Source organism: Variovorax sp. 3319 (assembly GCF_031456585.1).
GTDB classification, from domain to species: Bacteria; Pseudomonadota; Gammaproteobacteria; order Burkholderiales; family Burkholderiaceae_C; genus Variovorax; species Variovorax paradoxus_P.
The window spans coordinates 55822-82075 of record NZ_JAVDUZ010000002.1; the positions used below are offsets into that span (position 1 = coordinate 55822).

Below are 26254 nucleotides of genomic sequence, written 5' to 3' on the forward strand. Positions count from 1 at the left end.
CCCGACCCTCCCCCGGGAGGGGAGGGAGAAAAGCAAAGTCAGAGAACGACGGGCGCGTCGGGCAGCTCGTTGGTGTCGGGCTGGTCGTCCGCCAGCGGAAAGTGCTCGACCAGCAAGGCCGACATTTCTTCGAGCGCCTGCGTGATCCCGTCTTCGAAGCGCCCCTCGCGAAACGCCGCGCCCATGCGCTGCGTCATCGCGGCCCATTCGGCGGCGCTGACACGCGCGCTGATGCCGCGGTCGGCCACGATCTCTATCGCGTGCTCGGCCAGCAGCAGGTAAATGAGCACGCCGTTGTTGTGCTCGGTGTCCCACACGCGCAGCTTGCCGAACATCGTGACGGCACGTTCGCGCGCCGATGCATCCCGCCGCAGGTAGGACCAGGGCAGGCCCGCCTCGACGCAAATGCGGATCTCGCCGCTGTGGCGCCGCTCGCTTGCCGCCACGCGCGCGGCAAGGCGCTCCATGGCGGCATCGGGCAGCACGCGGCGCACATCGGCCTCGTCCATCCACTGGTGGCGCCAGATACGGCCGAGCCTGGAGAAAAGCGTTGCCATGCCTACCAGTCCCCCGAGGCGCCGCCGCCTCCGAAATCGCCGCCGCCGCCGGAGCTGAAGCCGCCGCTGTCTCCGCTGCTGCTGCCGCTGCTCCAGCCGCCGCCACCGCCTCCGCTGCTCCAGCCTCCAAAGCCGCCGCTACTACCACCCCGGCCTCGGCGCGTGGGGGCCGAGGCAGCCGCCGCCGAGAACAGCGACACCATCAGCGCCACGAAGCCCGCCAGCACCGCGATGACGATGCTGGTGGTGATGAAGAATGCAATTGCGCCAATGCCGCCGCCCATGACCACCGAGCCGAGCTTCTTGCCGACGACCGAGCGCACGATGGGCGCCGCAACGAAGACGCCGACAAACAGGAAGATCGCAAGGTTCTCCCAGTCGATGCCGTTGCCGGAGCCGGAGCTTTCGTCGCTGCCGATGGAAGGCTCGGGCAGCGCCTCGCCGTCGACAAGGCCGATGAGCCGGGCCACCGCCGCGTTCAGCCCGCCCGCAAAGTCGTTGTTGCGAAAGCGCGGCTTCATCTCCTCGTCGATGATGCGAATGGCGGCCAGGTCGGGCACCGCGCCTTCGAGCGTCTTGGCCACTTCGATGCGCATCTTGCGATCGTTCTTGGCCACGATCACCAGAATGCCGTCGCCCACGTCCTTGCGCCCGATTTTCCAGGCGTTGCCCACGCGGTTGGCATAGCTTGCAATGTCTTCAGGCTGGGTGGTGGGCACCATCAGCACCACAATCTGCGAGCCCTTGCGCTGCTCGAAGGCGGCCAGCTTGGCCTCCAGGTCGGCGCGCTCGGGTTCGGCCAGCGTTTGCGTCTGGTCGATCACCCGCGCCGTGAGCGTGGGCACCGGCAGCAGGCCTTGCGCCCATGCGGTGGCTGCAAGCCCGGTCCACCCGGCCGCCACCAGCAGCACGGCGGCCAGCACACGGCGTATCAGGGCAAGAGCCATCGATCGGGTGTCTTACTTCTTGGGAGCAGAAAAGTCGACGGTGGGCGGCGTCGAGATCTGCGCTTCGTTCTGCACCGAGAAGTTGGGCTTCGGCTCATAGCTGAAGATCTTCGCCGTGATGTTCGTCGGAAAGCTGCGCGCCAGCACGTTGTACTCCTGCACCGTCTGGATGTAGCGGTTGCGCGCCACGGTAATGCGGTTCTCGGTGCCTTCCAGCGTCACGCGCAGGTCGCGGAAAGCCTGGTTGGCCTTCAGCTCCGGGTAACGCTCTGACACCACCATCAGCCGCGACAGCGCCGACGAGAGCTCGCCCTGCGCCTGCTGGAACTTGTTGAATGCCTCGGGGTTGTTCAGCGTCTCGGGCGTCACCTGGATCGACGTTGCCTTGGCCCGCGCCTCGATCACCTTGGTGAGCGTGTCCTGCTCGAAGCTGGCCTCACCCTTTACGGTGGCCACGATGTTCGGCACGAGATCGGCACGGCGCTGGTACTGGTTGAGCACCTCGCTCCAGGCCGATTTGCTCGTCTCGTCGAGCGACTGGAACTGGTTGTAGCCGCATCCGCTCAGGGACAGGACCGCAGCAAGAATCAAGAGCCAGCGTTTCATCATCATTTGCATTACCTCCGCAGAAGAGCCGGAAGTTAGCATAGATGCCTCCATGGCCCTCGATCCCCTTCAAGCACTGCAGGCTGCCAACCGCGCGGTATTGCCCCCTGCGGCCGCAAGCGCCGGAACGCTGCTGATTGCCGGCGCAACCGGCGCCCTGGGCCAGGAGCTGCTGCGCCGGCTCGCAAGCGGCCACCGGTTTGCCCATGTGCGGGTGCTGTCGCGCGAACCCATGCGCGACGGCATGCGCGGGGTCGAAACCTGCCTCTGCCCCGACCTGCCGATTGCGCAATGGGGGCTCACCTCGGCCGATACCGCGGTCATCGCCTTCGATCCGCCCCGGCTCTACCACGGCCGCGAACGTGCGCTGTGGGTGCCGCAGCCTTCCGACCTGCCCGAGCTCTCGCGCTGGCTGCGCGCCTGCGGCGTGCAGACGCTTGCCATCGTGCAGCCGCACGACCAGGGCCGCCTGCCCGAGGCGCTCAAGCGCGGGCTCGCGAGCCTGGACGAGCAGGCCGTGGTTGCCAGCGGCTTCGAGCGCGTGATTCTCTTGCGCTCGGCACGCAAGCCGCTCAACGCCAGGCTGGCAAATCCCGCCGAACGGCTGGCCGCGTGGATGCTGTCGATCATGCGTTTCATGGTGCCGGCGAGCGAGCAGCCGGTGCGCCCCTCCAAGGTGGCCGAACTGGTCGACATGGCCCTGCGCATCGCACCCGCCGGCGTGCACGTGGCCGCGCCGGAGCTTGTGTGGCAGGCGGCGCAGGGCGACATGCAGCCTGTGCTGCGGCGCTGGCTGGGTCTTGCTGGCTAGCTTTGGCCAGTGCCGCGCCACTGGCGCAGCAGTTCGGCCGAGTCGACCACCAGCCCCAGGTGCAGCGACACCATGCTGAGCGCGGCGCTTTCCAGGTGCGCATCGGTGCCGCGCACCAGGTCGCGCAGCACGATCACGCGGTAGTTGTGGTTGTTGGCGTCGAACGCGGTGTTGAGCACGCAGCAATCGGTAAACCCGCCGTTGAGCACCACCGTTTCAATGCGCTGGTTGCGCAGCAGAAAGTCGAGGTCGGTCGGATAGAAGGCCGACAGCCGGCGCTTGCTTTCCACGCGCATGTCGCCCGGCTCCACGCGCGTAACCCACTCGGTCCAGCGCGAGCCTTCGATGGCATGCGCATCGGCATTCGGTATGGCGCCCACGTGCAGCGGAAAGGTGCGCCGCCACGCAGCCGGAATGCCGTTGATGTCATCGGCGCCGTCGGGCCGCAGCACCGACTTGACGTGCACGATGCGCACGCCCAGCGCGCGGGCATCGTCGTGAAAGCTGTCGATGGGCGCCACCACGTCGCGTGCACGCGGCGCGGGGCAGGGGCAGTCGGGGCTGTCGTCCAGGTGGCCGCGGTGCATGTCGATGGAAACCACAGCCGTGGTGGCCGGATCGAGGTAGTCCGCAAACTGCGCCGCGCCGAGTTCGCGCTCTTCGCCGTACACCCAGGCCTTCATCGCCGCTCCTCCCGAACATAGGGTTGGCCGAGCGCGCCGGGCTCGTCGTCTCCGCCGCGCCGGGCCAATGCGACCCACACCATCACGCCCAGCGTTACCGCATAGGGCGTCATCATCACGAAGTACTGCGGCAGCTGCACCCCGGCCGCCGCAAGCTGGGGAATGAGCGCCTCGATGCAGCCGAACAGCAGCGCACCCACCAGCGCCTTCCACGGCGACCAGCGCGCAAAGATCACCAGCCCCACCGCAATCCAGCCGCGCCCGCCGGTCATGCCTGCGATCCACAGCTTGGTGCTCACCACCGAGATGTAGGCACCCGCAAGGCCCACCAGCGCCGAGCCTGCGAGCACCGCGGCCAGGCGCCATGTGGTGACGCGAATGCCGGCCGCATCCGCCGCCTGCGGGTTTTCGCCCACCGCACGCAGCCGCAGCCCGGCCGAGGTGCGCGAGAAAAACCACGCCACCGCAATGAAGATGGGCAACGTGAGCCACACCATCGCGTTCTGCTCGAACAGGCGGCCAACGCCGGGCAAGAGAGACAGCGGCCACAGCGCCATCGAGCCGATGCCTTCGGTGGCGTGGTTGGTCCATTCGGCCAGCGAGCCGACAAGCGCCGTGAAGCCCTGGCAGAAGAACACCAGCGCCAGCCCCGCAATTACCTGGTTCACGCGCAGCCAGATCACCATCACCGCGAACAGCAGCGACACCGCGCTGGCCGCGAGCATGGCAAGCACCAGCGACACGCCCGGCTGCCCCAGGACGATTTGCGCACCGATGCCCGCGAGCGCACCCACCAGCATCAGCCCTTCGGCGCCCAGCGAGAGCACACCCGCCCGCTCGCTCATGATCAGCCCCAGCGCCGCGAGCGCATAAGGCACCGCGAAGTCGGGCGTGCTCGCGAGCCAGTTCAGAACAATGCTTCCGCTCACTGCGCTTGCTCCCCACCCACGCGCCGCACCCGGTGGCGAATGAAGAAATCGCTCGACGCCACGCACACCACGATGATGGCCTGGATGAGCTGCACCATCGAGAACGGCACCTGGTAGAACACCTGCAGGCTGCGGCCCGTGACGAACAGCGCCGCCACCAGCAGCGCCACCACGGTGGCCGCCAGCGGGTTGTTGCGCGCGAGAAAGGCGATGAGGATGCCCGAGAAGCCATAGCCCTGGTAGAAGGCCTGCGTGAGCCGCCCCTCCTGCCCCGAGGCCACTGCAAAGCCCGCGAGCCCGGCCATCGCTCCCGACAGCAGCACGGCGCCATAGATGGTGCGGCGCACCGGCACGCCGTTGGCATGCGCCACGCGCGGGTTGGCATCGACAAAGCGCAGGTACAGCCCGGCCCGGCTCACGCCCACCAGCCACCACGCCAGCAGCGCCACCGCGGCCGCGAGCAAGATGGCGCTGCTCACGCCGGCGCCCAGTTCGGGCAGCCGCTCGAAGGCGCGGAACTGCGGCGAATAGGGAAAGTTGTCCTTCGGGTCCTTCCAGCTGCCGTACACCAGGTGCAGCAAGAAGTTGGCTGCCATGTAGTTGAGCATCAGCGTGGAGATGATCTCGTTCACGCCGAGCCTGATCTTCAGCCACGCCGGCCCCAGCACCCAGAGCAGCCCGCAGCCGATGGCGGCCGCGAACATCAGCGGCAGGCGCAGCGGCTCGGGGCCCACCTGCCACATCGAGACGGCCGTGGCGCCGATGGCGCCCCACACCATCTGGCCTTCGAGCCCCAGGTTCCAGAAGCGCGCGCGAAACGCCAGCGAGCCGGCCAGGCCCACGAGGATCATCGGCGCGGCCTGGAACAGCACGGCGCGAAAGTTCTGGCCGTCGAAAAAGGTCTGCATCACGAACTCGTTGGCGAGCTCGTCCGCGGGAACCCCGGCGGCCACAAGAATGGCGGCAGAAATTGCCAGGCCGGCCAGCAGCGCCGCCGCAAGAATCAGCGCCTGCCGCCGCCACCCCATGTGCTGGCGGATCTCCAGCGCATAGCGCCGGCGCGCCAGCGGCTGGCGCCGCGCGCGGTGCGCGGCCTCGGGGTCGGTTTGCGCGGGCTGCGCAATGGCCGCGAGCGTTGCGTCAACCATGGTCCACCATCGCCTGTCCAATTGCCTGCCGGTCGGCCGGCTGCGCGAATTCGCCGGCAATGCGTCCGCGCGTCATCACGCCCACGCGGTCGGCCAGCTGCAGCACCTCGTCGAGGTCTTCGCTGATCAGCAGCACCGCTGCGCCGCCGTCGCGCGCCGCGCGCAGCCGCGCATGCACCTCGGCGCTCGCGCGCACGTCGAGGCCCCGGCTAGGGCTGTGCGCCAGCACCAGCGAGGGCGACTTGCCGAACTCCCGCGCGAGCACCAGCTTCTGTGCGTTGCCGCCGGAGAGCAGCGCTGCCTTCTGCGCCACCGAGCGCACCCCCAGCACATCGAAGGCGCGAACCGCCTCTTGCGTATCGGCCTGAATGCGACCGCGCCGCAGGCGCCACGCCGGGCCGTAGCGGCCGGTGTGCACGCGGCCTATGGCGTAGTTCTCGGCCACCGAAAGGCCGCCGGCCAGCGCAAGGCCGTAGCGGTCGGCCGGAATCGCGGCAATGCCTACGTTGCGGCGCTCTGGTGCACTCATGGCCTTCAGGTCGCCGTGGCCGCTGAGGTGGATCTCGCCTTCGAGCGCACCGCCCGCATCGGGCAGGCCCATGATGGCGCCGGCCAGCTCGCCCTGTCCGTTGCCGCCGACACCGGCAAGGCCGTAGATTTCGCCCGCATGCAGTTCGAGGTCGACGCCGTCGAGCACGCGGCGGCCCTCGGGCGACGGCGCCGAGCGCAAGCCGCGCACCGCGAGCCGCACAGCGCCGCGCGGCGACTTCGCCGCCTGGAAACTTTGCGTGGCAATCGATTCGCCCACCGTGAGCTTCACCAGCTCGGCGACCGATGCGGTGTCCGGCGCCAGCGTGGCCACCGTGCGGCCGCCGCGCATCACCGTTACCCGGTCGGCATACGTTTTCACGTCGGCCATCTTGTGCGTGACCAGCACCACGGCGGAGCCGCTTCGCGCAAGGCCCCGCACGGTCTGCAGAAGGCGCGCAGCCTCCTGGTCGGTAAGCACCGCGGTGGGCTCGTCGAGTATCAGGATGCGGGCGCCCGCAAGCAGCACCTTGAGAATTTCCACCCGCTGCTGCTCGGCAATCGAGAGCGAATCGACGCGCCTTGCGGGGTCGATGTCGAAGCCCAGCTCCGAGGCCTTGTTGCGGATGTCACGCGAGATCTCGCGCAGGCGTTCTCCGTGGCTTTGAAACCCGGCCGGCGGCGGCGCGGTGAGCAGAATGTTCTCTGCCACCGTGAACGGCCGCACCAGCTTGAAATGCTGGTGAACCATGCCGATGCGTTGCCTTGCCGCGTCGGCCGGGCCGGCAAAGCGCACCACGTTGTCGTCGACCAAGAGCTGGCCGGCTTCAGGTGCATAAAGCCCGGCCGCAATGTTCATCAGCGACGACTTGCCCGCGCCGTTCTCGCCCAGGAGCGCATGCACCTCGCCCCAGCGCGCGGCAAAGTGCGCGTCGGTCAGCGCCGCAAAGCCGTCGAAGCTCTTGCGGATGCCGGTGAGTTCGAGCGCGTTGGGCATGCCGGGTCGCCTTGCTTTTTTCTCTTGGGTTACTTCTGCGTGATCACGCCCTTGACGAACCAGTCCATCTTCCACAGATCGGCATCCGAAAGCACCGCGCCCTTGGCAACGCGCTCCTTGCCGTCGCGGTCGGCAAGCGGGCCGGCATAGACCTGCTTGCCCTTCATGATCGCGTCTCGCTCGGCGGTAATGGCCGCGGCCTTGTCCTTGGGCACCGCGGGGCCGAAGCCCGCAATGTCGGTGCCGCCGTCCTTCATCTCGATGAAGGCGCCGTACTGGCCCGGCTTCCAGTCACCGGCCATGATCTTCTTGAGCTCGGGCGTCAAAAAGCGGTCCCACACCCACACCGACGAGCACAGCGTGGCCTTGGGTGCAAACTGGCGCAGGTCGCGGTGGTGGCCGGTGCCGTACACGCCGCGCTCCTGCGCCACGATCTGCGGCGTGGGCGAGTCCACGTGCTGCCCGATCACGTCGGCGCCCTGGTCGATCAGCGCGGCCGCGGCGGCGCGTTCCTTCACGGGGTCGTTCCAGGCGCCGGTGTAGATCACGTTGACGGTGGCGTTCGGGTTCATCTTCTGCGCACCGAGCGCGAAGGCGTTGATGGTCCAGTTCACCACGCCGAACGGATTGGCCGCAACGAAGCCGAGCTTGCCGGTCTTGGAGGCCGCGCCCGCGGCCATGCCGCAGAGGTACTGGCTCTCGTAGGTGCGGCCGTAGAACGATTCGAGGTTGCTGCCGTTGGTGGTGCCCGAGCCATTGAGAAAAGCCACCCCCGGGTACTTGGCGGCCAGGTCCTTGAAGCTGTCGGAGTAGCCGAAGGCGGTGCCGATCACGATGTTGGCACCGCGCTGGATGAACTTCTCGGCCGCAGGCTTGATGGCCGATGCGTCTTCGGGAACGTTCTCCACAAACTGGATCTTCTGACCGATTTCCTTCTCGATCTTCACGCGCGCTTCGTCGAAGGCCTGCGTCCAGCCGCCATCGTTCTTCGGGCCGAAGTAGAGCATCGCGATCTTCGGCTTGTCCTTCAGCGTAAAGCCGTCGGCGGCTGCCGCGGGCAGCGAGACGAACGCGCCGCCGGCTGCAAGCGCCAGGGCAAGGCCGGAGGTGAAGCCGTGGGTGGGAGTGCGCAGCATGGAGCGACCTTTCGTGAGAAGCAAGCCAGGAAAAAAAGCGTTTGAAGACGGAGGTGCTGCGCGCGTCACATCATGAAGTTGATGCGAAACACGTTGCCTTCGGGGTCGAGCAGCACCGACTGGTACCAGTTGTAGTAAGTGACGTAGGGCGGCTTTACCAGCGTGGCGCCGGCCTCGAGCGCAACGGGCACCATGCGGTCCACGTCGTCCTTGCTGTCGACGTCGATGTTCAGCAAGAACTTGACGCCGCGCGTGTCGGAAAATTCGGCCAGGTGCAGCAGCTCGTAAGCATCGAGCGCGTTGAAGCCGAGGCTCGACTTGCCGGTGTCGAGCCCGCGAAAGATCGGCGAGCGGATGGCCTCGATTTCGGCAAAGCCGAACACGCGCTGGTAGAAGCCGCTGAGCGCGACCACGTCCTTGGCGAAGACGTTGACGTAGGAGAGATGCGCCATGCTCAGGCCACGGCCTTGGTGCCGCCGAACGTCGTCTGCTTCACGAACTTGGAAGTCAGGTGGTCGCCCGATGAAATGGGCGCGTACTTCGGCTGCTCGCCCGGCGCAAGGCAGCTTGGCAGGCACTCCACCATCGCGTCGTAGTTGGGCTGGTGAAAAAACACCAGCGACTGCCGGCGGTTGGTGCTGGCCACTTCGAACGGCGGATTGACCACGCGGTGCAGCGTGGACACCCACTGGTCGTTGGTCCACTGCATCATCAGGTCGGCAATGTTGACCACCAGGCCGCCTTCCACCTGCGGCACGTCGACCCACTGGCCCGCCTTGTTGAACACCTGCAGGCCCTTGTCGTCGGGGAGCACGATGGTGAGGCTCCCGTAGTCGCTGTGCGCGCCTGCGCGCAACTGGCCCGGCAGCGGCGCTTCACGCTGCGGCGGATAGCTCAGCACGCGGAACATGCTGATGTGCTTGTCGATCTTGTCGTCGAAGAACATCTCGGGCAGCGCAAGCCCAAGCGCGAAGATGCGCATCAGCGAGCGCGAGAGATCGCTCATCGCCTCGAAGTAGGCTTCATACGCTTCGCGAAAGCCGTCTATCGGCGGCCAGCTGTTGGGCTCGAAGTGCGGGCCGGCAGCGGGGCCGCGGTGGTAGTCGTCGTCGGGCACGCCCGAGGGGCCGATCGAGAACGACTCCTTCAGGTCGCCGGGCGCGGCCTCTTCCAGGCTGTACGAAAGCCCTTCTTCGCCTACTGCGCTGTAGCCGCGCACCGCGTCTTCGCGCGGCCGGTCGACCTTGCGCTTCTCGGCGAGCGGCATGTCGAAGAACTCGCGCGAGAGCTTCGACACGCGCGCGATCAGTTCGGCCGGAATGCCGTGGTTGGTAATGACCAGAAAGCCGATGCTGCGGCAGGCCTCGTCGACTTTTCTGGCGACCTGCGCCTTGCCTTCGGCCGTGCCGCCGAAGTAGGGCGCGAGATCGATGATGGGTACGGACAGCAGGGTTGTCATGTGTCGGTCCTCGTGCTTGGCATGCCTTTCGCCATGCAACGTCTGTGCCAGTTGGACCAAATGGACAAAACGCATTTGTCGCGTCAGCATGGTGCGCGCCGCGCGTGCCGGAAGGCCCGGCCGGCGCAACGCGATGCACCGCGGCCTTACAGTGGTGCGCGTTCAATGAAGAGCCTGCAAACCGAGAAGCGAGGGAAGATGCCGAAGACCAAGGCGCTGGCCGCAGCCAGCAGCACGAAGAAGACCCCGGCGAAGAGCGCTGTGAAGGGAGCTGTGAAGGGCGCCGCGAAGGGCCTGGTGCGCAAGTCCGCGAAGCCCGCGGTGCGCAGCGCCTCGGCGGTGAGCCGCAGGCTGCGCCAGATCGAAGACAAGCGCAGCGCCATCCTCGGCGCGGCGCTGGGCCTGTTCTCGCGCTTTGGATTGCACGGCACCTCGATCGACCAGGTGGCGGCGCGGGCCGATGTGTCCAAGAGCAATCTGCTCTATTACTTTGCGAACAAGGAAGAGCTGTACGTGAACGTGCTGCGCGACCTGCTCGCGCTGTGGCTGGAGCCGCTGCGCGGCTTCAGCGCCGAGCAGGACCCGGGCGAGGCCATTGGCGGCTACATCCGCCGCAAGCTCGTGGTCTCGCGCGACCGGCCCGATGCGTCGCGCCTTTTCTGCCTTGAAATGATCCAGGGCGCGCCTTTGCTGCGCGACGAGCTCGACCGCGAACTGCGCACGCTGGTGGAGCGCAAGTCGGAGGTCATACGTTCATGGGTCGCGTCCGGCAAGCTCGCACCGGTCGATCCGCATCACCTGATTTTTGCGCTCTGGGCCGTCACGCAGCACTATGCGGATTTCGGCGTGCAGGTGCAGGCGCTGACGGGGCACACGCTGGAGGATCCGGTGTTCTTCGAGCAGACGGTGGAGAACGTGCAGCGGATCGTGCTGCAGGGGATTGCGCCGAGATAGCCAAGTAGGCGGCAGTTGGACTTGCTCCCTCTCCCCAAGGGAGAGGGGAGAAGACCAGGTCAGTGCGGCGGCGCTGCTATCTCGTGATAACGCCGGTCGAAATAGATCAGGCTCTGCGCTGCCCCGCCAATGGCAATCGCCAGCGCCTCGCAGAACAGCACGTCATGCGTGCCCGCACTCGTGGCCTGCACCACGCGGCAGTCGAATGACGCCGCGGCATCTTCCAGCACCGGCGATCCCGTCGCCTTGCGCCCCCAGCGGCCCGCGGCAAAGCGCTCGTCCATCGGCGTCTTGCCGCCGAACAGGCCCGACAGTGCCTGGTGGCCCGCCGCCAGCACGTTCACGCAGAGCACGCCGTTGGCCGTGAACGCGGGGTACACCGAGGCCGACCGGTTCAGGCACACCAGCAGCATCGGCGGTTCATCGGTCACGCTGCACACGGCGGACGCGGTGAAGCCGGCGCGGCCCGCGGGCCCGTCGGTGGTGATGATGTTGACCGCCGCGCCCAGCCGCGCCATGGCGTTGCGGTAGTCGGCCTTGGGCAGCGCATGCGGAGCACCGCTTGGCATGACGTGGTTGGTGGCCATTGCGTTCAGCAGCATGGGAGAGGTTTCCGGAATGGTTTCAGGCCAGGACGCAGGCTTCTTCGAAGCCGAGCCGCGGCAAGCGGCCGAACACCTTGGCCGCATCGCCATGGCCAAGATTGATCAGGAAGTTGGTCGTCCAGTCGGTGCCTTCGAAGAACGCGGCATCCACCTTCGCCTTGTCGAAGCCCGACATCGGACCTGCATCGAGCCCCACGGCGCGCGCGGCAAGCAGCAGGTAGCCCGCCTGCAGGCTGGCGTTGCGAAAGGCGGTTTCGTGCGCGGCCTCGGGGCTGCCGGTGAACCAGCTGCGCGCATCTGTATGCGGAAACAGCGTGGGCAGCTTGTCGTAGAACTTGCGGTCCCATGCCGCAATCACGGTGACCGGCGCCGCCATGGTCTTGTCCAGGTTGCCCTTGGAAAGCGCAGGCGCAAGGCGCTGCTTGCCCTCGGGCGTGCGAACGAACACGAAGCGTGCGGGCGAGCAGTTGGCCGATGTCGGGCCCATGCGGGCGAGCGCATAGACCTGACGGAGCTGCGCATCCGTCACGGGTTCCGCGGTCCAGCCGTTGTGGCTGCGTGCTTCGGTGAAGAGAAGTGCCAGTGCGGCGTTGTCTAGGGTTGAGGTGGTGGTCATGCGGGAACGCCGGGTGCGCTGACCCGGGAAAGAAAGTCGAGCAGGCTGCGGTTGAAGGCGTCGGCCTCGGTCACGCTGTGCGCATGGCCGCCGTGCGGCATGAAGTGCAGCGTCACGTCGTGAAGGCCATCGGCCAGGTGCTGCGAGCAGGTCCACGGCACCAGCGCGTCGTCCATGGCGGCGGCCACCAGCGTCGGCGCAGTGATGTCGCCAAGATGCGCGTCGATGTCGAAGGCGCGCAGCGCGGCAATGCGCGCACGCATGTTGGCCTCGCCGGGAAAATGCGCAAACGCATGGTCGACCTCATCGGCCACGCGCTGCGCATGTTCCGCGCACCAGGCCGCGGGGTACAAGAAGATTGGCTGCGCTTCCACGTACGCGCGCGGCCCGCAGGCGCCGAGCAGCGCAAGCCGCGCATCGAAGCAGCGCGCCGAGTGCGCATTGGGCCTGGCCCACGCATTGACCAGCACCAGGCTTGCCACGCGCGAGGGCTCGTCGAGCGCCAGCTGCAGCCCTACGAGCCCTCCCAGCGCATGCCCCACCAAGTGGCAGCGCGGCGTCGATGTGGCGTCCAGAATTTGCACCACATCGCGCGCCATGTCGGCAATGGCGTAGCCCGCCTCCAGTGCGGCGGGGCTGCGGCCCGTGCCACGTTGGTCGTATGCAATCACGCGATGGCCCGCTGCAACGAGCGCGCCGATCTGCGGTTGCCAGAAGGCGGCCGAACCGCCCAGGCCCGACGACAGCAGCACCGCCTCGCCGTCGGCCGGCCCATGCACTTCGTAGTGCAGCGGCATGTTCAGGCCTTGTTGCCGACGTGGGCGATGGAGGCGATTTCGACCAGCGCTTCAGGCTTTACCAGGCCGCACTGAATGCAGTAGCGCGCCGGCTTGGTGCCCGGAAAGAACTCGGCGTACACCGCGTTCACCTTCGCGTAGTCGGCCCAGTCCTTGATCATGATCATGTTGAAGGTCACGTCGTCCATGGTGCCGCCGGCTGTTTTGATCACGTTCCGGATCGTCTCGAGCACATGGCGTGTCTGCGCGGAGGCGTCGCCCACGTGCACCACGTTATTGTCCTTGTCGAAGGGCAGCGTGCCCGACACGTAGACCACGCCGTCGGCCATGGTGCCGGGCACGAAAGGGGCGATGGGCGTGGTGGTTCCGGCGGGGATGATGGCTTGCTTGGGCATGAGGACGGGCTCCTTTAAAAAAATCAGGCAATGGCCGCTTCGGCCGGCACAGGCTGCGCGGCCGGCTCGGGTGCAAACGTGGCGCAGAACTGGTCCACGGTGGAAACCCAGCCGAAGAAGGTCTCGACGTTGTAGACCGAGGCCTTCTGTATGGCCGCGCCGCCAAGCTCGTGCGTGGCGTCTTCGAGCATCACGGCGAAGTATTCGAGGTGAAAGGCATCGCGCAGCGTCGACTCCACGCACACGTTGGTCGCAATGCCGGTGAACACCAGGTGGCGGATGCCGCGTGCGCGCAGCGTGCTGTCGAGCGTGCTGTTGAAAAAGCCGCTGTAGCGCGTCTTGGGCACCACGATGTCGCCCGGCTGCGGCTTCATTTCTGCAATGAGCTCGTAGTCCCAGCCGCCCTTGGCGAGGAACTTGCCCGCCAGCTCGGGCTTGGCGCGCATGGTCTTGAGCGCGTTCGACTTGTGCCAGTTGGGCGAGCCTGGTCCGCCGGCCTCGACGTAGGCGGCGTCCCAGCCGTTCTGCAGAAACACGACCAGCATGCCGGCCGCGCGCGCCGCGGCAATGGTGCGCGCAATGTTGGCAATGGTGCCTTGCGCGCCTGAAATATCGAAGCCCGCGGAGTCGACATAGCCGCCGATGGATGCATAGGCGTTCTGCATGTCGACCACGATCAGGGCCGAGTCGGTGGCATGCAGCGCCAGCGGTTCGGGCCGGGCGGGCAGCACCAGCGGCGCAGGTGCGCCGGGCAGGCGCGGGGCGCCGACTGGCGTGGTCGAGGTGAGGGTGGTGTTGCGTGCGGGCGTGGCCATGCTCGTCTTTCCTTTCAGGCCGCAAGGCGCTCGGGCTCGGCCTGCGAGGGCACGGGGCTTTGCACATGCGCGCGGCTCTTCATCAGCGGCTGGATGCGTTCGCCGAAGGCTTGCACGCCCTGCACAAAGTCGTCGAAAGTGAGCAGCACGCCTTCGGTGCCCGGCACCTCGGCCATCTCGTCGAGCAGGCGCGCAACCGTGGCGTAAGAGCCCACCAGCGTGCCCATGTTGATGTTGACGGCCGAGGTCGGGTCGGCCATCTGGCGCACGTTGGTGTCGGCACCCGACCTGGTGTCGGCCGCGCCCTGCTGGCCCAGCCACGCAATGGCTTCGTGGTCGGCACCGGCCTTGTAGTGCTCCCACTTGGCGCGCGCGGCTTCGTCGGTTTCGTCGGCAATCACCATCATCAGCACGTAGGTGGTCACGTGGCGGCCGGTCTTGCGCGTGGCCTCGATCAGCTTCTCGGCCGCGGGCGCAAAGGCCTTCGGCGTGTTCACGCCCTTGCCGAAGCAGAAGTTGTAGTCGGCGTATTTGGCGGAAAAGTCCATGCCCGCATCGCTCTGGCCCGCGCAGATCACCTTCATGTCGGCTTGCGGCCGGGGGCTCAGGCGGCAGTCGTCCATCTGGAAGTGCGCGCCCTTGAAGTCGGACTGGCCGGTGCCCCACAAGTCGCGCAGCACCTGGATGTATTCGGAAAGATACTGGTAGCGCGTGCCGAAAAACTGGTCGCCGGGCCACATGCCCATCTGCGAATACTCGGGCCGCTGCCAGCCGGTGACAAGGTTCAGGCCAAAGCGGCCGTTGGAGATCGAGTCGATGGTCGACGCCATGCGCGCGACAATGGCCGGCGGCATCACCAGCGAGGCCGCGGTGGCAAAGAGCTTGATCTTGGTGGTGACGGCCGCAAGCCCCGCCATGAGCGTGAACGACTCGAGGTTGTGGTCCCAGAACTCCGTCTTGCCGCCAAAACCGCGCAGCTTGATCATCGACAGCACGAAGTCGACGCCGTAGCGCTCGGCCGTGAGCGTGATCTCCTTGTTGAGTTCGAAACTCGGCTTGTACTGCGGTGCGTTTTCGGAGAGCAGCCAGCCGTTGTTGCCAATGGGAATGAAGATGCCGACGTTCATGCAGAAGCTCCAGTTGCGGTGTCGCAAAGCCCTATGCATGGCGCGTGCCAGTTGAAAAAGTCCTTTCAAATCAATGTGTTGTGTGTTTTTGAATGTTTCTTTTTGACCATTTGGTCCAAAGTGGAGCAGGCGAACTGCCCAACCTGCGGCAGCACGGTGCGCCGCAAGGCCAAACCGGTGCAGCGACCGCGTCATCGATCGCGCGGCAAAATCACCCCATGCCCAAGACCCCACTCCGCGCCGCCGCTGCCGTCGGCGGTACTGCAGACGACATCGAGGCCGCGTTCTATGAGGCGCTGCAGCGCGGCGACATCGAAGCACTGATGGCGTGCTGGGCCGACGAGGACGAGGTGTTCTGCGTGCATCCGGGCGGCCCCCGCCTGGTGGGCGCCACGGCAATCCGCGCAGCTTTCGAGCAGATGTTCGGCAACGGCGCCATTCACGCCATGCCTGCGCGCGTGCGCAAGATCGAGTCGCTGGCAAGCGCGGTGCACAACGTGCTCGAACGCATCGAGGTGCTCACCGCCGAAGGCCCGAAGCACGCCTTTGTGCTGGCCACCAACGTCTATCACAAGACCGCCGAAGGCTGGCGCATGGTGGCGCACCATGCGAGCCCCGGCAGCGCGCGGGAGCCCGTCGACTCGAACGACCCGCCGCAAATCCTGCACTGAGAAATGCCTGGCGACGTTTCTTCCCCGCACTCATCCATGGGCTACGCGGCGCCGCGCTGGCTGCCCGGCGGCAACCTGCAGACCATCTGGGCGGCGCTTTATGCGCGCCGCTTCAACGGGCCGGCGCCGGTGTACCGCCGCGAGCGCTGGAACACGCCCGACGGCGACTTCATCGACGTCGATTTTGTGGATGCGAACGTGCCGGGCCCCCGGCCGCTGCTGGTGCTGTTCCATGGGCTGGAGGGCTCGTCCCGCAGCCACTATGCAGAGGCTTTTGCCACCTTTGCGGCCGAACGCGGCATGGCCTTTGCGGTGCCGCATTTCAGGGGCTGCAGCGGCGAGCTCAACCTGGCACCCCGCGCCTACCACTCGGGTGACTACGAAGAAATCGACTGGATCTTGCGGCGCATGCGCGAGCGGCAGGCGCTCCACGGCGGCGGCCCGGTGCTGGCCGCGGGTGTTTCGCTGGGCGGCAACGCGCTGCTGCGCTGGGCCTGCGAGGCCGGCGATACGGCCCATGCCTCGGTTGCCGCCGTGGCCTCGGTGTGCGCGCCGCTCGATCTTGCAGCGGGCGGCGAGGCCATTGGCCGCGGCTTCAACCGGTTGGTCTACACGCGCATGTTCCTGGCCACCATGAAGCCCAAGGCGCTTGCCAAGCTGGCCCAATTTCCGGGGCTCTTCGACCGCGAGCGCCTGATGGCGGCGCGAGACCTCTACACCTTCGACGACGTGTTTACCGCGCCGCTGCACGGCTTTCGCAACACCGACGACTACTGGGCGCGGGGCTCGTCCAAGCCGCACCTGAGCGCGATTCGCGTGCCCGCGCTGGTTGTCAATGCGCTGAACGACCCGTTCATTCCGGCCGGCAGCCTGCCCGGCCCGGGCGAGGTGGGCCGGCACGTCACGTTGTGGCAGCCCGCGCATGGCGGGCATGTGGGTTTTCCGCTTGGCGCGCCACCGGGGCATGTGCGCGGCATGCCGGAGAGCGTCGGTAGCTGGCTCGGGCAGTTCGCCTAGGCCCGGCTGCCGCGCGGGCGCGCAAAATAGCTTTCATGGACGACATCGTTAAACAAGCGCTCGCCAAGTGGCCCAACGTGCCGCACTGCTACGGCTGGCTTGGCCTGGACGCGCGCGGCAACTGGTACATGCGCGACGACCGCACCCAGGCCCAGGGCCCTTTTCCGGCCGCAAAGGGCTCGATGCTGCGGCACGACAAGCTGATCGACTTCATTCACCGCAACTACGACCGCGACGCGGAAGGGCAGTGGTTCTTCCAGAACGGCCCCCAGCGCGTCTACGTCGAGCTTGAGGTGGCGCCTTTCGTCTGGCGCATTGCCGACGACAACGGCTTTGCCGTCACCGCCCATACCGGGCATGCCGTCGATGTTTCCGGCTGCCTGCTCGACGAGGAGGGCCATCTCTACCTGGTCGCGCCCATCGGCCTGGGGCTGGTTCATACGCAGGACGTGGGCCTGGCGGCCAATGCCATCGAGCAGGGCCTGTGGACGCCCGAACCGGTGCGCTCTGCCGACCTGCCCCAGCGCTTTGGCCATGTGCTGAGCCCCGCGGCGCGCCAGCCGGTGGCGGCTGCCAAACCCTGACCGGCGCGCCCTGCAGACGTAAAAAAAGCCGGCGCGAAGCCGGCTTTTATTTTTTGGGGCGCTGCGCCCCCAGGTTCTGCTTACTTGGCCGCGCTGGCCGGTGCGGCCGCCGAGGCGGCACCTTCGGCAGGGGCCGCGCCTGCGGCGGGGCGATCGGGCACCGGGAACTTGGCGCCGCCAGCATTGGCCAGGTAAACCACGGCACGGCCGATTTCGAGGTCTTCGAAGTCGCCGCCGCCCTGGGGAGGCATGGCTCCCTTGCCATGCAGTGCATGGTCGAGCAGCGTTTCGTAGCCCTGGCCGATGCGCGGGCCCCAGGCTGCGGCATCGCTCAGGTGGGGCGCACCGGGAATGCCGGGCGAGCCGTGGCAGGCAATGCACTGCGTCTTGAAAACCGTTTCGCCTGTGGCGAGCGCGCGGTTGGCGTCGCGGATTTCAATGGCGCCGACCTTCTTGAGCCGCTCGGCCACTTCGCGGTTGCGCGCGTCTTGCGACACGCCATAGAGCGACATGTTGTCGCCCTCTGCCGTGCCCGCGGGCTTGTTGCCCGAAACCACGTAGGCCACAAGGCCCACGATGATCAGGATGGGAGCAAGAAAGGAGAAAAATACCGCGAGCAGCAGTTGCTTCGGGTTTTTGATCGGTCCGGTGTGGGCGTCTTCTGTGGCCTGGTAGTGCGGGTCTGCGCTCATGGCGTCCTCAATAACGGGGGCTCGTCGGGGGGCTTTTTCGAATCAACCGGCGATTATAGAGAGGCCCTCCGCCCAAAGGACGGAAGGCCGGTCCGGAGCCGTCGCGCGAAAGCCTCAGCCCTTGTTCTCGCGGCCTGTCCAGCCGCCGCCCAGCGTCTTGTAGAGCGTGACCTGGTTCTGCAGCTGCAAGAGCCGCGTGGTCACTGCCGACTGCTGCGCCGTGTACAGCGAGCGCTGTGCGTCGAGCAGGTCGAGCGCGCTGGCAATGCCGTTGCGGTAGCGCATGTCCGAGAGCTTGAAGCGCACCGCTTCGGCATCGGCCTGCGCCCGCTGCGCCCGCACCTGCTCGCCCAGCGTGGCACGGCCGGCCAGGGCGTCTGCCACTTCGCGGAAGGCGGTTTGAATGGATTTTTCGTACTGCGCCACCGCAATCTCGCGCCCGGCCTTGGCCGAGTCGAGCCCCGCGATGTTGCGGCCCGCATTGAAGATGGGCAGCGTGATCTGCGGCGCAAAGGTCCAGGCCTTCGATCCGCTGTCGAACAGGCCCGAAAACTCGCTGCTCGCCGTGCCGATCGACGTGGTGAGCGACACCCGCGGAAAGAACGCCGCGCGCGCCGCGCCGATGTTGGCGTTGGCGGCAATCAGCTGCTGCTCGGCCGAGCGAATGTCCGGCCGTTCGGCCAGCAGGTCCGAAGGCAGGCCTGCGGGCACGTCGGGCATTGGCTTGATGCCGTCCAGGCCCTTGGCGCCGCCGGCCGTGGCTTCTGCAGGCACCGGCGCACCCAGCAGCAGGGCAAGTGCGTTCTCGTCCTGCTGGCGCGTGCGCAGCAACTGCGCATAAGAAGCCCGCGCGGTTTCGGCCAGCGAGTTTGCGGCCTGAAAGTCGAGCTCCGACGACACCCCGTTGTCGAAGCGCAGCTTGGTCAGGCGCACCGATTCTTCGCGCGTGCTCAGCGTCTGCCGCGTGAGCTCGAGCAGTTCGTCGTCGGCAATCAGCGTGAGCCAGCCCGTGGCCACCGCGGCAACCAGGCTGATCTGCGCGGCCTTGCGCGTTTCTTCGGTGGCAAGGTATTGCGCCAGCGCCTGGTCCTTCAGGCTGCGGATGCGGCCGAAGAAGTCGATCTCCCAGGCGGTAATGCCCAGGGCCACGCTGTACTGCGACGACACGCTGCCCGCGCTGCTGTCGATGGCCTGCAGCTGGTTGGGGCTCGAACGCGAGCCGCTGCCCGTGAGGCCCACCGCCGGAAAGAGCGCCGAACGCTCGATCTGGAACTGGGCGCGCGCCTGCTCGATGTTGAGCACCGACACACGCAGGTCGCGGTTGTTGGCCAGCGCCGTCTGGATCAGGCCGGCAAGGCGCGGATCGGTGAAGAAGTCTTGCCACGGCAGGGCGGCCGCAGCCTGGCCCGCCGGCTGCGCCGGGTCGCCCGGAAACGTGGTGGGCACCGGCGCCGCGGGGCGCTCGTAGGTTGGAATGAGCGAGCAGCCGGCCAGCAGCAGGGCTGCGGCCAGGGCGGTAGGAATGAATTTCTTAGTCATGTGTTTTTTTCCTCCGTGATGCCGGCGGCCTCTGCATGCCGCTTGTCGGCTTCATGCTGGCGCGCGCTGCCCTTGAACAGGCCGCGCACCACCACGAAGAACACCGGCACGAAGATCACGGCCAGCACCGTGCCCGTGACCATGCCGCCGAGCACACCGGTGCCAATGGCGCGCTGGCTTGCCGAGCCGGCGCCCGAGGCAATGGCCAGCGGCACCACGCCCAGGCCAAAGGCCAGCGAGGTCATGATGATCGGGCGGAACCGCAGGTGGGCCGCGGCCAGGGCCGATTCGATGATGCCCTTGCCCTGCGCCTGCAGGTCTTTTGCAAACTCGATGATCAGAATCGCGTTTTTCGCAGACAGGCCGATGATGGTGATCAGGCCCACCTGAAAGTACACGTCGTTCGAGTAGGCGCGCAGCATGGTTGCCAGCAGCACACCCAGCACGCCCAGCGGCACCACCAGAATGACCGCCAGCGGAATCGACCAGCTCTCGTACAGCGCAGCCAGGCACAGGAACACCGCCAGGATTGCGAAGCCGTACAGGATGATGGCCTGCGAACCCGCGAGCTTTTCTTCGCGTGACTGGCCCGTCCATTCAAAGCCGAAGCCTTGCGGCAGTTGGCTTGCGAGCTTTTCCATCTCGGCCATTGCGGCGCCCGTGCTGTAGCCCGGAGCCGCGTCGCCGCTGATGCGGATGGCGGGGTAGCCGTTGTAGCGCACCGTTTGCGTGGCGCCCGTAACCCACTTGGTGGTGGCAAAGGCCGAGAGCGGCACCGGCTGGCCCTGCGAGTTGCTGGCGTTCAGCTTCAGCAGGTCGTCCGGCTGCATGCGGGCCGGCGCATCGGCTTGCACCACCACGCGCTGCAGGCGGCCGCGGTTCGGAAAGTCGTTGATGTAGCTCGAACCCAGGCCCGTCGACAGCGTGGCGTTGATCGCATCGAAGGTCACGCCCAGCGCGTTGGCCTTGTCGCGGTCGATGTCGATCTGCAGCTGAGGCGCGTCTTCCAGCCCGTCAGGGCGAACCTGCGCCAGGATCTTGCTTTGGCTGGCCATGCCCAGCAGCTGGTTGCGCGCGCTGACCAGCGCCTGGTGGCCTGCGCCCGAACGGTCTTGCAAACGGAAGCTGAAGCCGCTCGCGTTGCCCAGTTCAGGAATGGGCGGCGGGCTCAGCGGGTAGATGAACGCGTCGCGAATGCCCGAGAGCGCACCAAAGGCGCGGCCCGCCAGCGCACTGGCCGAATGGGCCGGGTCTTTGCGTTCTTCCCAGTCTTTGAGCGTCACGAAGGCAAGGCCCGCATTCTGGCCCTGGCCAGAGAAGCTGAAGCCCATCACGCCGACGATGCTCTGCACTTCGGGCTGCTTCAGGATGAAGCCTTCGACCTGCTGCATGACCGACAGCGCACGCTCTTGCGTGGCGCCTGGCGGCAGCTGCACGTTCACGATGATGTTGCCCTGGTCTTCTGCCGGCAAGAACGAGCTTGGCAGCCGCATGTAGGTAAACACCACCGCGCCGATGATCACCGCATAGATGATCAGGTAGCGCGCGGCGCGCCGCAGAATGCGCGCAACGATGCCTTCGTAGCCCTTGGCCGTGCGCGAAAAGCCGCGGTTGAACCAGCCGAAGAAGCCGCTCTTCTCGTGGTGGTGGCCCGCTTCGACCGGCTTCAGCAGCGTGGCGCACAGCGCCGGCGTGAGCGACAGCGCCATGAAGGCCGAGAAGGCAATCGACGTCACCATGACCGCCGAGAACTGGCGGTAGATGTTGCCCGTGGAGCCCGCAAAAAATGCCAGCGGCACAAACACCGAGATCAGCACCACCGTCACGCCGATGATGGCGCCCGAAATCTGCCGCATGGCCTTGCGCGTTGCCTCGAGCGGCGAAAGCCCCTCTTCGCTCATGATGCGCTCGACGTTTTCGACCACCACAATGGCGTCGTCCACCACGATACCGATCACCAGCACCATGCCGAACATGGTCAGCACGTTGATCGAGAAGCCCAGCGCAAGCAGCGAGGCAAACGTGCCCAAGAGCGCAATGGGCACCACGATGGTCGGAATGATCGTGTAGCGCCAGTTCTGCAAGAACAGGAACATCACCACAAACACCAGCGCAATGGCTTCGAGCAGCGTCTTCACCACTTCGGTGATGGAGATCTGCACAAAGCGCGAGCTGTCGTACGGAATGTCCCACTTCACGCCCGGCGGAAAGAAGCGCTGCAGCTCTGCCATCTTGGCGCGAATGGCCTTGGCCGACTGCAGCGCGTTGCCGTTGGGCGTGGGCTGCACGCCCACACCCACTGCCGGCACGCCGTTAAGCCGCGCCGAGGTGGCATAAGACTGGCCGCCGAGCTCGACCCGTGCCACGTCTTGCAGCCGCACGGTCGAGCCGTCGGGGTTGGCGCGCAACACAATCTTCTTGAACTGGTCGACATTGGCCAGCTGGCCGTTGACCACCACCGTGGCCGCAATGGCCTGGCCCGGAATGTTGGGCAAGTCGCCCAGCGTGCCCGAAGACACCTGCGCGTTCTGTGCGCGAATCGCGTTGTTCACGTCGGTGGCCGACAGGTTGAAGCCCTGCAGCTTGGCCGGGTCGATCCAGATGCGCATCGCGTTTTCGGAGCCGAACAGCTGCGCCTGGCCCACGCCCACCACGCGCTGCAGTTCGGGCACCACGTTGCGCGCGGCATAGTCGCCAAGCGCCACCGGATCGAACTGCGGGTTGTCCGAAGACAGCATCACGAACATCAGAAAGTTGTTGCGCGACTTGTCCACGCGCACACCCTGCTGCGTTACCGCTGCCGGCAGGCGCGGCGTTGCGCGCGAAAGCCGGTTTTGCACGTCCACCTGCGCAAGGTCGGGGTTGGTGCCCGCCTCGAAGCTGATGGTGATGGTGCCGGTGCCGTCTGCCTGGGCCACCGATTCCATGTAGATCAGGCCCGGCGAGCCGTTCATTTCGCGTTCGACCACGGACAGCACGCTGTCTTCGAGCGTCTGGGCCGAGGCGCCGGGGTACGCCACGTTGATCACGATGGCCGGCGGTGCCACCGGCGGGTATTGCGAGATCGGCAGCTGGGTAATTGCCACGCCGCCCATCACCAGGACGAACAGGGCGATCACCCAGGCGAAGATCGGGCGGTCGATAAAGAATTTGGCCATGCGGGCGCGCTCCTGCTATTACTTCTTTTCGGCCGGCGCAGCCGCCGCACCGCTGGCTGGCGCCGCTGCGGCAGACGCCGCCGGCGCTGCCGGTTTTGCCGCGCCGTTGGGCGCCGGCTTGGTCCATGGCACTGCCTTTACCGGCGTGCCGGGCGGCATCATCTGCAGCTTCTGGAAGCCGTCGACCATTACCTGTTCGCCCGCCTTCAGGCCTTCGAGCACCACCCACTGGTTGTCCTTGGCGGCGCTGATCTTCACCGTGCGCTGGCTGATCTTGCCGTCGGCACTGACCACCGACACCGTGTCGCCCTGCTGCGTGCGCGTAACCGCCTGCTGGGGAATGGTGATTGCGTTGGTGGCCTGCGCCTGCTCGAGCTTTACGCGCACATACAGGCCGGGCAGCAGCTCGCCCTTCGGGTTGGGCACCTCGGCGCGCAGCGTGACCTGGCCCGTGGCCTGGTCCACCGTCAGGTCGGAGAACAGCAGCTTGCCCGGCAGCGTGTAGTCGGTGCCGTCTTCGAGCACCACCGTGATGCTGGCAGCCTCTTCGCCGTTGGCGCGCTTGTACTGGCCCGCAGCCAGTGCGCGGCGCAGCTTGAGCACGTCGGAGGCCGACTGCGTGAAGTTCACGTACATCGGGTTGATCTGCTGCACCACGGCCAACTCGGTTGCGTCGCCCTGGCCCACCAGTGCGCCTTCGGTTACCAGCGCGCGGCCGATGCGGCCTGCAATGGGCGAGGTTACGTCGGCGTAGCCCAGGTTGATCTTGGCGGTTTGCACGGCGGCGCGGCCCGCGGCCACATCGGCCTCGGCCGTTTTTTGCGCGGCCACTGCGTTTGCGTATTCCTGCTTGCTTACCGCGTTGGCCTCGACCAGCGGCTTGTAGCGGTCGGCCAGTGCCTTGGCCTGCACGGCGTTGGCCTCAGCCCGGGCCAGCGTGGCTTGCGCGTTTTGCGATGCCGCCACCAGCGGTGCCGGGTCGATGCGGAACAGCAGCTGGCCGGCCTTTACGTCGCTGCCTTCGCGGAACTCGCGCTTCAGCAGAATGCCCGAGGCACGGGCGCGAACCTGCGCCACCCGCGAGGCCTCCAGCCGGCCCGGCAGCTCGGTTACCAAGCCCACGTCTGTTGGCGTGGCAACCACCACTCCCACTTCAGGCGCCGGGCGGGCGCCGCCACCGCCTGCGCCGCCCGGGCCGGCGGGCGCATCGCCCTTGGAACAGGCCGCGAGCGTCAGCACCACAACGGCGGCCACGATCGCGAGGCGCGGCGAGAACGAAGATTGACGCGAAACATGCAGGAGAGGCATGCGAATCCTTTGAAGCAAAGACAGGAGATGGCCCGTTCGCACTGCGAACAGAAAACCAGCATAAACAGCCGGGCCATCGGGGAAGCCCGATAGTTTACATACATTCATGGATGTATAGTGACAGCATTGAATGGCCCCATGGTTCGGAAAGGGCTTGGCTTTACAAATCAGGAGACTTGGTGGCACGTCGTACGAAGGAAGAAGCACTGGCTACACGGAATCGGTTGCTCGATGCCGCGGAGCTGCTGTTTCAGGCGCAGGGCGTTTCGCAAACCTCGCTGCAGCAAATTGCGCAGCAGGCCGGCGCGACCCGTGGCGCAATTTATTGGCACTTCAAGGACAAGGCCGATCTGTTCAACGCCATGATGGAGCGCGTTATCTTGCCGCTGGAAGCCGGCCCCCGGGCCGCCGCGGCCGCCGGCACCGACGACCCCCTGGCCGAGATTGAAGAGGGCATGGTGCACGCCCTTACCCTCATGACCACCGACCCCCAGGTGCGCCGCGTGTTCGACGTGGCCACCCACAAGGTTGAATACACGCACGACATGGCATCGGTGCAGCAGCGCCACCTGGACGCGCGCAACGCTTGCGTGACCGATTTTGAAAAAGCCCTGCGCCTGGCCGCCCGCCGCGACCAGGTCAAGCTGCCCGTGCCCGGCCACGTGGCCGCACAGGGCCTGCACGCACTGCTGAGCGGGCTCATACAGAACTGGCTGCTCGACCCCACCGCCTTCGAGCTGGTGTCTACCGGCAGGCGCACCTTTCGCGTTTACCTGGCCGGCCTGGGTTTTGAACGGAACTCGACCGCCGGTGTCGGAAACGAAGCAGAAGAAGTCGCCGCCTGATAGGCGATAATGCGTGGCTCCGGTTCTGCCGGAACCCAGATTCCTCGCTGTATTTCAACGGATAGAATTCGGCCCTCCGAAGGCTGAGATCCAGGTTCGATTCCTGGCGGCGGGACCAAATTTTCAAAGACCGGAAGCTCCAAAAGCTTCCGGTCTTTTTGCTTTTCTCGCCTGGGCGAGCGTTATCTATCGACAGATTTGGTCTGAGGAACTCCACAGAATGCCATGGAAGTTGGAGCGCCGGTCGACGTACGAAAATCGAGGTTCGAGTCTTAGCGTCGGAACGATGACGAAGAGTCCCGACAAGCGCTTGGGTGATCGCGTTCAAGTCGGCCGCAAAGTCGGTTTCAGATTTGACTGCAGTCGCTAGACTTCACGCGACGCGTGGCAAGTCCCGACCAGGCGGGCCCTCGCGTTAGGGAAAGAGCACGTGAGCCGGCCGGTCACCGAGGTGGCGACGACTGTTATCCAGGTGCGAAGTGTCCAGCCCGTAGGTCCGCAGCAACCACCTCGATTGCCCGCCGATTTCCCCCCCAACTTCCCCGCGGCCGTGCAGGCACAGCCTGTTGCTCACGAGCAGCACGTCTCCGGGCTGGATCGCCACGGCCTGGGCTACTTCGCTGCAGGCCGTCGCAAAATTCTCCGCTGCCTTCTCTGCAGCGCCGCCAGGTTCAGTTGGCGAGACGTTTGAATGGCTGAACCGAACAATCGTGCCGATGGCAGCATCTTTGAGCACCGGTTCGTCGATGGCGGTATGTACGTCCCCGAGAATGTCGTGCATGCCTTCAAGGAAGGTCGTTTGCGACCCGATGGAAAATTGCGCCTGCTTTAGTTCGAGAATGTCTTCGGGCGACAGCTTGCCTAAGGCCTGTTGGAGCACCATCACCGTCGTCGGCACGGACTTCGGATTTCTGAGGCCGACCAGGGTAACCACGTCAGGCGACGGTGCGATTCGCGCATTGGACGCGTCGCTCTCGCCATTGAACGGAAAGCTCACGCCGTCCGTGTGCCCGCGCAGTCCCCCCTGGGACTTGCGCGCGAACCTACCTTCGCCGGGAATCGCCGTCAGGCTGACGAACAGTTCCCCGCTGTTCTCGGATCCGTACGACACGGTTTCCAGACCGAGGAAAGCTTGGGCAGCGACGGCCGCAACGCGACCCGTGTAAGTGCCGGCGGCGTCCGGAACAGGCGTGAACCAGTCTGGCGTCTCGGGCAAATGATTTGGCTCGAACACGTTGGTCAAGATCACGAACGGCGCTGACAGCACTTCCTGACGGACTGCCGCCGGATCTTCGCCAGCGGCAATGAGCATTTCTTCCACGCTGCTCGC

At 66.3% G+C, this 26254-nt stretch carries 27 protein-coding genes and 1 tRNA gene; 7 read left to right on the forward strand and 21 right to left on the reverse strand.

The features are described 5' to 3' along the window. Positions 1–38: 38 nt before the first annotated feature. From J2X67_RS04615 to J2X67_RS04625, 3 genes are read right to left on the reverse strand one after another with little or no spacing between them, the layout of a single operon-like run. Entirely contained in the window at positions 39–557 is a 519-nt protein-coding gene (locus tag J2X67_RS04615; RefSeq protein ID WP_309950949.1) for a TPM domain-containing protein, read from the reverse strand. A gap of 2 nt (positions 558–559) precedes the next feature. Then, a complete protein-coding gene (locus J2X67_RS04620; RefSeq protein WP_309950951.1) occupies positions 560–1504 on the reverse strand; it encodes a TPM domain-containing protein in 945 nt (314 codons plus the stop codon). A gap of 12 nt (positions 1505–1516) precedes the next feature. Continuing rightward, entirely contained in the window at positions 1517–2116 is a 600-nt protein-coding gene (locus J2X67_RS04625) for a LemA family protein (protein ID WP_409050461.1), read from the reverse strand. 46 nt (positions 2117–2162) lie between these two features. Between J2X67_RS04625 and J2X67_RS04630 the strand changes: the two genes are divergently transcribed. Next, positions 2163–2921 (forward strand): hypothetical protein, encoded by a 759-nt coding sequence (locus tag J2X67_RS04630; RefSeq protein WP_309950952.1) that lies wholly within the window; start codon positions 2163–2165, stop codon positions 2919–2921. Here J2X67_RS04630 and J2X67_RS04635 read toward each other — a convergent pair. From J2X67_RS04635 to J2X67_RS04665, 7 genes are all read right to left on the reverse strand, one after another. Further along, positions 2918–3604: an isochorismatase family cysteine hydrolase gene (locus J2X67_RS04635; RefSeq protein ID WP_309950954.1), complete on the reverse strand. Its 687-nt coding sequence runs from the start codon at positions 3602–3604 to the stop codon at positions 2918–2920. The two genes, J2X67_RS04630 and J2X67_RS04635, sit on opposite strands and share 4 nt — an antisense overlap. Next, positions 3601–4533 (reverse strand): ABC transporter permease, encoded by a 933-nt coding sequence (locus J2X67_RS04640; RefSeq protein ID WP_309950956.1) that lies wholly within the window; start codon positions 4531–4533, stop codon positions 3601–3603. Before J2X67_RS04640 ends, J2X67_RS04635 begins: the two co-directional genes overlap by 4 nt. Then, the gene (locus J2X67_RS04645; RefSeq protein ID WP_309950958.1) at positions 4530–5681 is read right to left on the reverse strand and encodes an ABC transporter permease; all 1152 of its coding nucleotides are present in this window, start codon (positions 5679–5681) and stop codon (positions 4530–4532) included. Before J2X67_RS04645 ends, J2X67_RS04640 begins: the two co-directional genes overlap by 4 nt. Then, positions 5674–7206 carry an ABC transporter ATP-binding protein gene (locus J2X67_RS04650; protein ID WP_309950961.1) on the reverse strand — a complete coding sequence of 511 codons (1533 nt, stop codon included), beginning with the start codon at positions 7204–7206 and terminating at the stop codon, positions 5674–5676. The genes J2X67_RS04645 and J2X67_RS04650 overlap by 8 nt, the downstream gene beginning before the upstream one ends. A gap of 29 nt (positions 7207–7235) precedes the next feature. Continuing rightward, the gene (locus tag J2X67_RS04655) at positions 7236–8342 is read right to left on the reverse strand and encodes a BMP family ABC transporter substrate-binding protein (protein WP_309950962.1); all 1107 of its coding nucleotides are present in this window, start codon (positions 8340–8342) and stop codon (positions 7236–7238) included. A 65-nt stretch (positions 8343–8407) separates the two neighbouring features. Next, complete coding sequence (locus tag J2X67_RS04660; protein ID WP_281146744.1) at positions 8408–8794, reverse strand: VOC family protein; 387 nt, start codon at positions 8792–8794, stop codon at positions 8408–8410. A 2-nt stretch (positions 8795–8796) separates the two neighbouring features. Beyond that, entirely contained in the window at positions 8797–9801 is a 1005-nt protein-coding gene (locus J2X67_RS04665) for an isopenicillin N synthase family oxygenase (protein WP_281146745.1), read from the reverse strand. Between the two features lie 198 nt (positions 9802–9999). Between J2X67_RS04665 and rutR the strand changes: the two genes are divergently transcribed. Further along, positions 10000–10755, forward strand: a complete 756-nt coding sequence (rutR, locus tag J2X67_RS04670; RefSeq protein ID WP_309950965.1) for an HTH-type transcriptional regulator RutR — start codon at positions 10000–10002, stop codon at positions 10753–10755. 59 nt (positions 10756–10814) lie between these two features. Here rutR and rutF read toward each other — a convergent pair whose 3' ends face one another. Genes rutF through rutA form a run of 6 tightly spaced genes read right to left on the reverse strand, consistent with a single transcriptional unit; the run spans position 10815 to position 15110 of the window. Continuing rightward, positions 10815–11357, reverse strand: a complete 543-nt coding sequence (gene rutF, locus J2X67_RS04675; protein ID WP_281146747.1) for an NADH-dependent FMN reductase RutF — start codon at positions 11355–11357, stop codon at positions 10815–10817. Between the two features lie 22 nt (positions 11358–11379). Further along, positions 11380–11976 (reverse strand): malonic semialdehyde reductase, encoded by a 597-nt coding sequence (locus J2X67_RS04680; protein ID WP_309950967.1) that lies wholly within the window; start codon positions 11974–11976, stop codon positions 11380–11382. Beyond that, the gene (gene rutD / locus J2X67_RS04685) at positions 11973–12773 is read right to left on the reverse strand and encodes a pyrimidine utilization protein D (RefSeq protein WP_309950969.1); all 801 of its coding nucleotides are present in this window, start codon (positions 12771–12773) and stop codon (positions 11973–11975) included. Before rutD ends, J2X67_RS04680 begins: the two co-directional genes overlap by 4 nt. Before the next feature lie 2 nt (positions 12774–12775). Then, positions 12776–13168 (reverse strand): pyrimidine utilization protein C, encoded by a 393-nt coding sequence (gene rutC / locus J2X67_RS04690; RefSeq protein WP_309950971.1) that lies wholly within the window; start codon positions 13166–13168, stop codon positions 12776–12778. A gap of 23 nt (positions 13169–13191) precedes the next feature. Then, the gene (rutB, locus tag J2X67_RS04695) at positions 13192–13983 is read right to left on the reverse strand and encodes a pyrimidine utilization protein B (protein WP_281146751.1); all 792 of its coding nucleotides are present in this window, start codon (positions 13981–13983) and stop codon (positions 13192–13194) included. Positions 13984–13997: 14 nt separating this feature from the next. Further along, positions 13998–15110: a pyrimidine utilization protein A gene (gene rutA / locus J2X67_RS04700; RefSeq protein WP_309950973.1), complete on the reverse strand. Its 1113-nt coding sequence runs from the start codon at positions 15108–15110 to the stop codon at positions 13998–14000. 218 nt (positions 15111–15328) lie between these two features. Between rutA and J2X67_RS04705 the strand changes: the two genes are divergently transcribed. From J2X67_RS04705 to J2X67_RS04715, 3 genes are read left to right on the forward strand one after another with little or no spacing between them, the layout of a single operon-like run. Continuing rightward, positions 15329–15781 carry a nuclear transport factor 2 family protein gene (locus J2X67_RS04705; protein WP_309950975.1) on the forward strand — a complete coding sequence of 151 codons (453 nt, stop codon included), beginning with the start codon at positions 15329–15331 and terminating at the stop codon, positions 15779–15781. 36 nt (positions 15782–15817) lie between these two features. Then, positions 15818–16798 carry an alpha/beta fold hydrolase gene (locus J2X67_RS04710; protein WP_309950977.1) on the forward strand — a complete coding sequence of 327 codons (981 nt, stop codon included), beginning with the start codon at positions 15818–15820 and terminating at the stop codon, positions 16796–16798. 35 nt (positions 16799–16833) lie between these two features. Beyond that, the gene (locus tag J2X67_RS04715) at positions 16834–17382 is read left to right on the forward strand and encodes a DUF2946 family protein (protein ID WP_309950979.1); all 549 of its coding nucleotides are present in this window, start codon (positions 16834–16836) and stop codon (positions 17380–17382) included. 80 nt (positions 17383–17462) lie between these two features. Here J2X67_RS04715 and J2X67_RS04720 read toward each other — a convergent pair whose 3' ends face one another. From J2X67_RS04720 to J2X67_RS04735, 4 genes are all read right to left on the reverse strand, one after another. After that, positions 17463–18074: a c-type cytochrome gene (locus tag J2X67_RS04720; protein ID WP_309950981.1), complete on the reverse strand. Its 612-nt coding sequence runs from the start codon at positions 18072–18074 to the stop codon at positions 17463–17465. Positions 18075–18188: 114 nt separating this feature from the next. Beyond that, complete coding sequence (locus J2X67_RS04725; protein ID WP_309950983.1) at positions 18189–19613, reverse strand: efflux transporter outer membrane subunit; 1425 nt, start codon at positions 19611–19613, stop codon at positions 18189–18191. Beyond that, complete coding sequence (locus tag J2X67_RS04730) at positions 19610–22771, reverse strand: efflux RND transporter permease subunit (RefSeq protein ID WP_309950985.1); 3162 nt, start codon at positions 22769–22771, stop codon at positions 19610–19612. Before J2X67_RS04730 ends, J2X67_RS04725 begins: the two co-directional genes overlap by 4 nt. An 18-nt stretch (positions 22772–22789) precedes the next feature. Continuing rightward, positions 22790–24079 carry an efflux RND transporter periplasmic adaptor subunit gene (locus tag J2X67_RS04735; protein ID WP_309950988.1) on the reverse strand — a complete coding sequence of 430 codons (1290 nt, stop codon included), beginning with the start codon at positions 24077–24079 and terminating at the stop codon, positions 22790–22792. A gap of 176 nt (positions 24080–24255) precedes the next feature. Between J2X67_RS04735 and J2X67_RS04740 the strand changes: the two genes are divergently transcribed. Both J2X67_RS04740 and J2X67_RS04745 read left to right on the forward strand, forming a co-directional pair. Beyond that, a complete protein-coding gene (locus J2X67_RS04740; RefSeq protein ID WP_281146758.1) occupies positions 24256–24924 on the forward strand; it encodes a TetR family transcriptional regulator in 669 nt (222 codons plus the stop codon). 43 nt (positions 24925–24967) lie between these two features. Then, positions 24968–25042, forward strand: a tRNA-Arg gene (locus J2X67_RS04745). Positions 25043–25339: 297 nt separating this feature from the next. On the opposite strand, the gene J2X67_RS04750 is transcribed toward J2X67_RS04745, so the two are convergent. Beyond that, the gene (locus tag J2X67_RS04750; RefSeq protein ID WP_309950992.1) at positions 25340–26245 is read right to left on the reverse strand and encodes a hypothetical protein; all 906 of its coding nucleotides are present in this window, start codon (positions 26243–26245) and stop codon (positions 25340–25342) included. Positions 26246–26254 lie beyond the last annotated feature (9 nt).